The sequence below is a fragment of the Streptomyces poriferorum genome, assembly GCF_019399235.1.
GTDB classification, from domain to species: domain Bacteria; phylum Actinomycetota; class Actinomycetes; order Streptomycetales; family Streptomycetaceae; genus Streptomyces; species Streptomyces poriferorum.
The window spans coordinates 1-8,943 of the sequence record NZ_JAELVH010000278.1 but is presented as its reverse complement, the minus strand read 5'-3'; the positions used below and the strand labels follow the sequence as shown (position 1 = coordinate 8,943).

The window sequence follows — 8,943 nt, the reverse complement described above, 5'->3', positions numbered from 1 at the left end:
TCGCGGAGCCGTCCCGCGCACCACCCCCGTACCCCCGCCGGGACGCCACGGCGACCTGCGCCGGCTGCGCACCGCGTACCGGCTGCTGCGGCGCACCGCCACCCTGACCGCGCTCGGCTACTTCACCCTCTTCCTGCTGCTGTCCGGCTACACCCCCGGGCTCATGGGCCGCCCCCTCGGCGGCGGCCTCACCACCGGACTGGCCCTGGGGCTGTGCCAGTTGCCCGTGACGCTCCTCGCGATCGTCCTGTACGAGCGGATCGCGCGCCGGACCGTCGACCCGCTCGCCGCGCAACTGCGCAGGACAGGAGCCCGCCGATGACCGGATTCGACGAATCCGCCCAGACGATGTCCCTCGTCGCCTTCATCGCGGTGGCCACCGTCACCCTGCTGCTCTGCGTCATGACCGGACCGGACCACGACGACCTCGACGAGTTCTACACCGGCTACCGCACGCTCTCGCCCGTCCGCGGCGGCCTCGCCATCGCCGGTGACTACCTCTCCGCCGCCACCGTCCTCGGCACCACCGGCGTCATCGCCCTCACCGGCTACGACGGCCTCGTCCTCGCCCTGAGCACGGCGCTCTCCCTCGTCCTGCTGATGTTCCTGCTGGCCGAACCGCTGCGCAACGCGGGCCGGTTCACCATGGGCGACATCCTCACCCGCCGCGCCCCCGGCCGCGCGGTCCGGGTCGCCGCCTGCGCGGTCACGCTGACCGCCCTCGTCCCGCTCATGGTCGTCCAGCTCGCGGGCAGCGGCGATCTGCTCGCCTTCATCCTCGGGTTCGACAGCTCGGGCTTCCGCACCGGATGCATCATCACGCTCGGGATCGTGATGATCGGATACGCGGCGATCGGCGGGATGAAGGGCACCGCGTTCATCCACATCGTCAAGACCGTGGTCCTCCTCGTCGCCTGTCTCACGGTCTCCGTACTGATCATGAACCGGTTCCACTGGGACACCGGCGCCCTGCTCGACGCAGCCCGTCACGGCAGCGGCGCCGGCGACGCCTTCCTGCGCTCCGGCGTCCAGTTCGGCGGCAACGGCACCGACATGGTCAGCTCCGAACTCACCGTCGTCCTCGGCGGCGCCTGCCTGCCCCACATCACGATGCGGATGACCAGCGCCCGCAGCGCCCCGGCCATCCGCCGCTCGATGTCCTGGGCCGTCTCCGTCGTCGTCGTCCTGTGCCTGTTGCTCACCGTGATCGGCGTCGGCGCGGCCGCGCTCGTCGGCCGCACCGCCATCACCGCCGCCGGTCCCCAGGGCAACAGCGCGATCCTCCAGGTCAGCGGCGCGGTCGCCTCGGCGGGCGAGGCCGGTGCGGTCGTCGTCACGGCGATGACCACGGCCATCTTCCTGACGCTGCTCGCGTCCGTCGCCGGAATGATCCTGGCCTGTGCGAACTCCCTCGCCCACGACCTGTTCGCCCACGGACTGCACGGGATGCGCACCCCGGGCAGGGCGCCCGTCGCCGGCCCCGTCGAAATGGGCACCGCCCGGGCCGCGGCGGCCGGCGTGGGACTGCTCACCATCGCGCTCGCCGTACCGGCCCGGCACTGGAACCTCCAGGCGCTGGTCATGCTCTCGTTCTGCGTCGGGGCGTCCGCCCTGGCCCCGGCGCTCGTCTACAGCATGTTCTGGCGGCGCTTCACCCGTACCGGACTGCTCTGCACGCTGATCGGCGGAACCGTGTCCGTACTCGTCCTGATCACCGGCACCGACCTGGTTTCCGGCTCACCCGCCGCCGTCTTCCCCGCCCACGACTTCAACTGGTTCCCGTTCACGACCACCGGACTCGTCTCCATCCCGGCCGGCTTCCTCGCGGGCTGGCTGGGCACGGTCCTCGGACAGCGCACGGCCGTGGAGGAGCGGCGGATGTACGAGGCGGAGGAACCGTGGATCCTCGCGGGCGCGCCGCCGGCTGACCGAACCTGAGGAATGGGGCGCGGCCCCGGATCCGCCGGTACGGGGCCATCTGCGGCTACTCCGACAGCCTGGCCCAGAAGTGGTCGACGATCCCCTCGACGTAGCGTCGCCCGTCCTCACCGGAGGCCGTGCTGCCGCTGGCCCGGCTGAGGGTGGCCGCCATGAGGGCCTGGTACTCCTGGTACATGGAGTCCAGCGGCCCGTGCAGCTGTTTGCGGTCCACCGAGATGAGTTTGGCGATGGCTCGGGCGTGCGCCTGCCACCGGGTGCTGACCGCTTCGGTGAGCAGGCGGGCGAGTTCGTCCTCCAGCCCGGTGATCGCGACGTGGTCGCGCGGCGGGAGACCGAGCAGGCTGCCGAGCTTCGCGGACTGCCTGTGGTCACCGGTCCACCGGCCGGTCTCCTCCATGTGGACGTAGGAGGCCAGGGACAGGCCCGTGGCGCGGGCGACGTCCTCGGCCGGTATCCCGCGGGCGATGCGGTGCTCGCGCAAGGTGCGCGGGTGTCCCATGACCTCGCTGGGATGACACCACAACGCGCCGGCGAGCGCCGCGAGTTCATGGGGATCGGGCAGGGCGGATCCGCGTTCCCACGCCGCGATGTGGTCGGCGGTGACGTGAGCCGTCCCGAAGGACGTTCTCATCGCGTACGCGACGTGGCCGTGGGCCATCCCGAGCTTTTCACGCAGGGCTCGGGCAGCACGCGCATTGAAGGGGGGTGGAGGATGCACGCACAGAACGTATGGGCACTGTCACCGGAAAAGCCATGACCGCTGTCGCCTGAATCACGCTTTGACTCCATAGATCACCGGCGATTCCGTAGGAACCGACAGACGGATTCGAGTCATCAACACCGTTATGCGGCAAGGCACTTGAGGGTGAAGCGGTGGCACGTATGATCCGCTCGCAAGAAGCCGCATGTGTGTTCGCACAGCGCTGCCTGTCACCTGTGCCGGCAGCCGTGGCTTCGCCGTTCCCTCTTCCCCCAGTCCGTTGCAGGCCCAGGAGACGTCCCCATGCACCCCAACAAGACCAGCCCGGCCGACATACCGCCGACCAGATCCGGTGGCAGCGCCCTCGACCGGTTCTTCCGCATCACCGAACGCGGATCGACCTACGGCCGGGAAGTTCGCGGTGGCTTCGCCACCTTCTTCACCATGGCGTACATCCTCGTGCTCAACCCGATCATCCTCGGTGGCGCGAAGGACAAGTTCGGCGACCAGCTGGACACCGTTCAGCTGGTGACGGCCACCGCCCTCGTCGCCGCGGTGATGACCCTCATCATGGGCGTGGGCGGCAATCTGCCGCTCGCCCTGGCCGCGGGGCTGGGCATCAACGCCGTTGTCGCGTACCAGGTCGCCCCGCTCATGGCCTGGGACGAGGCCATGGGCCTCATCGTGCTCGAAGGCCTGCTGATCTGCGTGTTCGTGGCGACGGGCCTACGCGAAGCGATCATGCACGCCATCCCGCAGGCGCTCAAACAGGCCATCAGCGTCGGCATCGGCCTGTTCATCGCCTTCATCGGCTTCGTCGACGCCGGCTTCGTCACCCGCATCCCGGACGCCGCGAACACCACCGTTCCCGTCCAGCTCGGCAGCGGCACCCTCACGGGCTGGCCCATGCTGGTCTTCTGCCTCGGCGTGATCATGACGATCGTGCTCCTCGCCCGCAAGGTCAAGGGCGCGATCCTCATCAGCATCGTCGTGATGACCATCGTCTCGGTCGTCATCAACTCGCTCGCCGACGTGAAGTCCTGGGGCCTGACCGTCCCCTCGATGCCCGACAAGCCCGTCGCCGCCCCGGACTTCGGACTGCTCGGCCAGTTCGACCTGTTCGGCTCGTTCGGCCAGATCAGCGTCCTGACCGTCATCCTGCTCATCTTCACGCTCATCCTGTCGGACTTCTTCGACACGATGGGCACCGTCGTCGGCGTCACCGCCGAAGCCGGACTCCTCGACGAAAGAGGACAGGTGCCGGGCCTGGGCCGGGTCCTGCTCATCGACGGCGCGGCCGCGGTCGCCGGCGGTGCCGCCTCCGCGTCGTCCGCCACCACCTACGTCGAGTCCGCCGCAGGTGTCGGCGAGGGCGCCCGTACCGGCTTCGCCAACCTGATCACGGGCGGCATGTTCGCCCTGGCCCTCTTCTTCTCGCCCGTCCTGACCATCGTGCCCATGCAGGCCGCGTCACCCGCACTGGTCGCGGTCGGATTCCTGATGATGACCCAGGTCAAGCACATCGACTGGGACCGCTACGACCTCGCCATCCCGGCGTTCCTCACGATCACCGTCATGCCGTTCACGTACTCCATCACCAACGGCATCGGCGCCGGCTTCGTCAGCTACGTCATCATCAAGGCGTGCCTGGGCAAGGCCCGTGAGGTCCACTGGCTGCTCTGGGGCACCGCGGCACTCTTCCTCGTCTACTTCGCGATCGACCCGCTGGAACAGATCCTCGACATCAAGTAGCCCGCCAAAACGCCGAGGCGGTCCTCCGGGTGCGCACTGCGCCACCCCGGGGGACCGCCTCGGCGGGATCGGTGTCCGGGTCAGTTCCTGACCGCGGCCACCTCCGGCGAGGCGGTCGCTTCGCCCTTCTCACCGGCGGCGGCCGCTCGCACGGCCGGAATGAACGACGAGATCACCACGGCGACGAGGGCGACGCCGCAGCCGAACATCAGGCCGGTACGGAATCCGGCCTCGGAGGTGAAGCTGTAGCCGGCCGTCTCCGTGGTCATCTGTCCGAGGACCGCGCCGATCACGGCGGCGCCGATCGAGGTGCCGAGCGCGCGCATGAGGGTGTTGAACGCGTTGGCGGCGGCCGTCTCGGACGCCGGGACCGCGCTCATGATCAGGGCGGGCATCGCGCCGTAGGCGAGGCCGACACCGCTGCTGCTGACCATGAGGAACAGCATCAGGCCCCAGGCGGAGCCCATCAGGAGAATGCCCAGGCCGTAGGCCGCAGCGATGACCAGCACGCCGCTGATCAGCGTGAACTTCGGCCCGCGGGCGTCGGTGAGCTTTCCGCCCAGCGGGGAGACGATCATCATCATGATGCCGCCGGGGGCCATCCACAGACCCGCCTGGAGCATCGACTGGCCCAGGCCGTAGCCGGTGGCCTCGGGGAACTGCAGCAGCTGCGGCGCGATCAGCATTCCGGCGTACATGCCGAAGCCGACGAAGAGCGACGCGAGGTTGGTGATGAGCACCCGCGGGCGGGCCGTGGTGCGCAGGTCGACCAGCGGGTCCTTGGTGCGCAGCTCCCAGAAGCCCCAGGCGACGAGCACCACGACGGCGGCCACGAACAGGCCGATCGTCGTCGCGGAGCCCCAGCCCCACTCGGCGCCCTTGGAGACGGCGAGGAGCAGGCAGACCAGGCCGATGGCCAGGCCGAGGGCGCCGGGCATGTCGAAGCGCTGCCCCTTGGCTGCGGCCGGGACGTCCGGGATCAGGAACCAGACCAGGGCGAAGATGGCGAGGGCCAGCACGGCGGAGCCCCAGAACAGCACCCGCCAGTTCGCGTACTGGGCGACCGCCGACGCGATCGGCAGGCCGAGGGCGCCGCCGATACCGAGGGAAGCACTGACCAGGGCGATGGAGGAGCTCAGCTTCTCCCTCGGCACCACGTCACGCAGCAGGGCGATGCCGAGCGGCACCATACCCATGCCCATGCCCTGCAGACCGCGTCCGACGATCATGGGGACGACGGTCGACGAGAGCGCGCAGACCACCGAGCCGGCGAACAGCGGCACCGCGCACACGAGCAGCATCCGGCGCTTGCCCAGCAGGTCGCCCAGCCGTCCGGAGACCGGCACACACACCGCCGAGACCAGCAGGGTGGCCGTGATGACCCAGGCGGCGTTGGAGGAGGTCGTGTCGAGGATCTTCGGCAGCTCCGCGATGAGCGGCGTGACCAGGGTCTGCATGACCGCCGCCACGGTGCCGGCGAAGGCGAGCGTGGCGATCACACCGCCTGATCTGGCTGTCGGCTGGGGGGCATCCATGAGGGAGGAACTCCTTGGGGTCGTGGTCCCGGCTACCGGGACAGCGACGTGCATCGTACATGCCTGATGTGTCATACACATGCCGTGTCCCGTGCACATCGCATGAGAGCATGGAGCGCCGCCCAGAATCCGGCGCGCGACCGATCCCGGCGCAGAAGCAGCAGAAGCAGGAGGCCGCAGACATGGCGAGGCCCACAGAAGAGGTGGAGTACGAGCAGATGCTGCTCGGGCGTCACAGCCTCGCCGACCACCGGGGCGGACGGCACAAGAACGCCCTCCTGGACCGGAGCGCCTACACCCTGCTGAGCCGCCTGCGCGTCCAGGGCCCCATGTCCAACGGCGAACTGAGCGACGCCTTCGGCCTCGACGCCTCCACGCTCAACCGCCAGACCGCGGCCGTGACCCGTGCCGGACTGGCCGAGCGCATCGCCGACCCCGACGGCGGCATGGCCCGCAAGTTCCGCATCACCGGCAAGGGCACGGAACTGCTCGACGCGGAACGCGAACGCGTCGTCCAGTCCCTGGACCAGGTCATGAAGGACTGGCCGGACGACGACATCGCCGCCTTCGCCGGCTACCTCAAGCGTTTCAACACCGGGATCGAGCAGATCTCCCAGCGCCCCTGGCCGCGCCCCTGACCCGGGAGCGCCCGCGCCGCCACTGACCTGGGAGCGGCAGCCCCGCCCCTGATCCGGTTGCGCCCGTCCGGGGCCACGCCCGGCGCCGGGGCCGGGCGCGGCTGCCCCGTCAGTCCTCCGCCGGAGCCACCCGCCCGGTCAGTGCCGCCAGCGAGTTGCGTACGTGCGCCATGTGCGCCTGCACGTCCTCGCGGCCCTCCTCGTGCTCGCGCAGGATCCGTTCCGTCTCCCGCACGACCCGCTCCTCACGGACCCGGGCCCCGGCGATCAGCTCGGCCCCCTGCGCCGCCGCGTCCTCCTGGCCGTGGCGCGCGGCTTCCTCCGCCTCGGCCAGCGCACGCCGCGCCGCGGCAAGACCGGCCTCCGCCCGCTCCGTCAGCTCCGCGTGCTCCGCCGACTGAGCCGCCCCGGCCTCCTCGAGCTCCTCGCCCAGAGCCTTCCGGCGCTCACTGTGCTCCTGCTCCTGATGGGCCAGCACACTGTCCGTACGGCTCACGGTCGCCGCCATCGCGGCCTCCGCCTCCTCGCGGACCTTCGCCGCCTCCAGCCGGGCCGCGGCCAGTTCCTCGGCCGCGGTGCCCTCGGCAGCGGACAGCACCTGCTCCGCATGGCCCGTCGCGGCCGCGCGCATCGCCTCCGCATCGGCCCTCGCCGACTCGCGCAGGGTCCGCGCCGCCGCATCCACCTCGTCCCGCAGCGCCTGCGACTCCTCCGCGGCGGCGGCCCGGACAGCCTCCGCCTCGCCCTCGGCCAGCGCCAGGATCTGCTGCGCCCGCTCCCCCAACGACGCATAGTCCTGCGGCGCCAGCGCGGCGACGGCCTCGTCCAGCCGCGCCGACTCGGCCACCAGGCGCTCCGCCAGCGCCGTCAGTCGCGCCACCTGATCCCGCGCCCCGTCCCGTTCCGCCGACAGCGCGGCCACGGTCCGGTCCACCTGCTCCGGACGGTAACCGCGGCCGCGTACGCCGACGAAGCCGTGCGCGGACACCGGTGCAGAACTCATCCTTGACGCCTCTTTCCGACTCTCCGACCACTGAGCAATACGTCAAGGATGCGGCAATTGGTCAAGAAGTCGGAATCGTTTCGATGCTTTCAGGACGGAAGCGACAGGCATCACAGCCCACGGAACAGACATGGCGCCCCTCCCCCGAAGGGAAGAGGCGCCACACCCGCACTACCGCAACGGCCGGGCCGTCAGATCAGCCCGTCCCACATCTGCTCCAGCAGGACCGACCACCAGCTCTCCGGCGACGCCAGAGCCGCCGGGTCGACCGCCACCAGCTGCGCCTGGAAGTCAACCGTCCAGCGACCCGCCTGCTCGGGGTTCAGCCCGTACCGCAGCCGCCACATCCGGCCGAGCAACGCCATGGAACGCGTGAACTCCGGCAGCCCGGTGTTCACGAACTGCGGCGCCACCGGCTGCCCGCCGGGGCCCGCCTCCACCGGCACGGCCACGATGTTCGCCGTCCCGTACTGCACACAGATCGCCCGGCCGAAGTCCGAGCCCATCACCAGGTACGACCCCGCGTCGGGAGCCGCCTGCACCTGCCGCTGCGCCGCCAGCTCCGCGAGCGTCGGCACGACCGGCTGCCCCGGCTGCGCCCAGAAGAACGGCCCGAAGTCGGCGGGCAGCCCCGCCCATACCAGGGTCCGCGCCACGATCTCCGGCACGCCCTGGCGGGACACCGCGCGCTGATCGAAGCGCAGCACCCCCTGCGGACCGAACGTCTGCAGCATCTCCTCCGCGATCGCCTCCGGCGGCACCTGCACCGGCGGCGGCGCCTGCGGCAGCGGGGCCCGCACCGGCGCCGGCCGCGCCGGGCCGTCCGCGACCTGGTGCAGCTCGCCCTGATGGGTCAGCAGATGCTGCATGCCCTGCTGCCGGCTCGCATGGTCCGTCCCGTACGGAGCGACGCTCGTGATCCGCACCTGCGGCCACGTCTCACGGATCATCCGGGCGCAGTAACCACCCGGCAGCTCGCACGACTCCAGCTCGGTGTGCAGCTCGATGACCTGCTGCGGCGGCACGTTCATCGCCCGCAGCTCGTGCAGCATCTGCCACTCGGGGTGCGGGGTGCCCGGCGCCGAGCGACGGATCAGCTGCTGCTCGCTGCCGTCCGGCCCGCGGTACCGCAGCACGGCCTGGTAGCCGGGGCCGACGGTCGGCTGACCTGTCGGCGCCTGCGGATACCCGTACGCGGGAGGCGGTACGGGGCCGGGGGCCCCGCCCAGCGACCCGCCCTGGCCCATCGGCGCACCGGGCGGACCCGGCGGACCGGGCGGCTGCGGAGCCGACGGCCCGACCTGGCCCGGACCCGCGAGCATCGTCGCCGCCCGGAGGGGGCAACGTCCACCACGCGGCGACGATGCTCGCGGG

At 70.9% G+C, this 8,943-nt stretch carries 8 protein-coding genes; 4 read left to right on the top strand and 4 right to left on the bottom strand.

Features of this window, described 5'->3' with window-relative positions:
- Positions 1–322 (top strand): DUF485 domain-containing protein (locus JGS39_RS32620; RefSeq protein WP_219573373.1); only part of this gene is annotated, 322 nt, incomplete at its 5' end.
- On the top strand, positions 319–1,938 hold the full coding sequence (locus tag JGS39_RS32615; protein WP_219573372.1) for a sodium/solute symporter: 1,620 nt from the start codon (positions 319–321) through the stop codon (positions 1,936–1,938). The genes JGS39_RS32620 and JGS39_RS32615, both read left to right, overlap by 4 nt.
- A gap of 46 nt (positions 1,939–1,984) precedes the next feature.
- Here the strand turns inward: JGS39_RS32615 and JGS39_RS32610 are convergent, their stop codons facing one another.
- Complete coding sequence (locus JGS39_RS32610; protein WP_236064442.1) at positions 1,985–2,599, bottom strand: helix-turn-helix domain-containing protein; 615 nt, start codon at positions 2,597–2,599, stop codon at positions 1,985–1,987.
- 345 nt (positions 2,600–2,944) lie between these two features.
- Here JGS39_RS32610 and JGS39_RS32605 point away from each other — a divergent pair, with 345 nt between their 5' ends.
- Positions 2,945–4,393 carry an NCS2 family permease gene (locus JGS39_RS32605; RefSeq protein ID WP_219573370.1) on the top strand — a complete coding sequence of 483 codons (1,449 nt, stop codon included), beginning with the start codon at positions 2,945–2,947 and terminating at the stop codon, positions 4,391–4,393.
- 80 nt (positions 4,394–4,473) lie between these two features.
- Here the strand turns inward: JGS39_RS32605 and JGS39_RS32600 are convergent, their stop codons facing one another.
- On the bottom strand, positions 4,474–5,928 hold the full coding sequence (locus JGS39_RS32600; protein ID WP_219573369.1) for an MFS transporter: 1,455 nt from the start codon (positions 5,926–5,928) through the stop codon (positions 4,474–4,476).
- 182 nt (positions 5,929–6,110) lie between these two features.
- On the opposite strand from JGS39_RS32600, the gene JGS39_RS32595 reads away from it, so the two are divergent.
- Entirely contained in the window at positions 6,111–6,566 is a 456-nt protein-coding gene (locus JGS39_RS32595; RefSeq protein ID WP_219573368.1) for a MarR family winged helix-turn-helix transcriptional regulator, read from the top strand.
- A gap of 109 nt (positions 6,567–6,675) precedes the next feature.
- On the opposite strand, the gene JGS39_RS32590 is transcribed toward JGS39_RS32595, so the two are convergent.
- Together JGS39_RS32590 and JGS39_RS32585 are read right to left on the bottom strand one after the other, a co-directional pair.
- Positions 6,676–7,569: a cellulose-binding protein gene (locus JGS39_RS32590; RefSeq protein ID WP_219573367.1), complete on the bottom strand. Its 894-nt coding sequence runs from the start codon at positions 7,567–7,569 to the stop codon at positions 6,676–6,678.
- 191 nt (positions 7,570–7,760) lie between these two features.
- On the bottom strand, positions 7,761–8,943 hold a 1,183-nt coding region (locus JGS39_RS32585; protein ID WP_236065861.1), incomplete at its 5' end, for an SUKH-4 family immunity protein.

What these genes read in the sequence shown, in the direction of transcription:
- JGS39_RS32615 (WP_219573372.1), top strand. Translation starts at nt 319, where the DNA reads ATGACCGGATTCGACGAATCCGCCCAGACGATGTCCCTCGTCGCCTTC.
- JGS39_RS32610 (WP_236064442.1), bottom strand. Translation starts at nt 2,599, where the DNA reads ATGGCCCACGGCCACGTCGCGTACGCGATGAGAACGTCCTTCGGGACG.
- JGS39_RS32605 (WP_219573370.1), top strand. Translation starts at nt 2,945, where the DNA reads ATGCACCCCAACAAGACCAGCCCGGCCGACATACCGCCGACCAGATCC.
- JGS39_RS32600 (WP_219573369.1), bottom strand. Translation starts at nt 5,928, where the DNA reads ATGGATGCCCCCCAGCCGACAGCCAGATCAGGCGGTGTGATCGCCACG.
- JGS39_RS32595 (WP_219573368.1), top strand. Translation starts at nt 6,111, where the DNA reads ATGGCGAGGCCCACAGAAGAGGTGGAGTACGAGCAGATGCTGCTCGGG.
- JGS39_RS32590 (WP_219573367.1), bottom strand. Translation starts at nt 7,569, where the DNA reads ATGAGTTCTGCACCGGTGTCCGCGCACGGCTTCGTCGGCGTACGCGGC.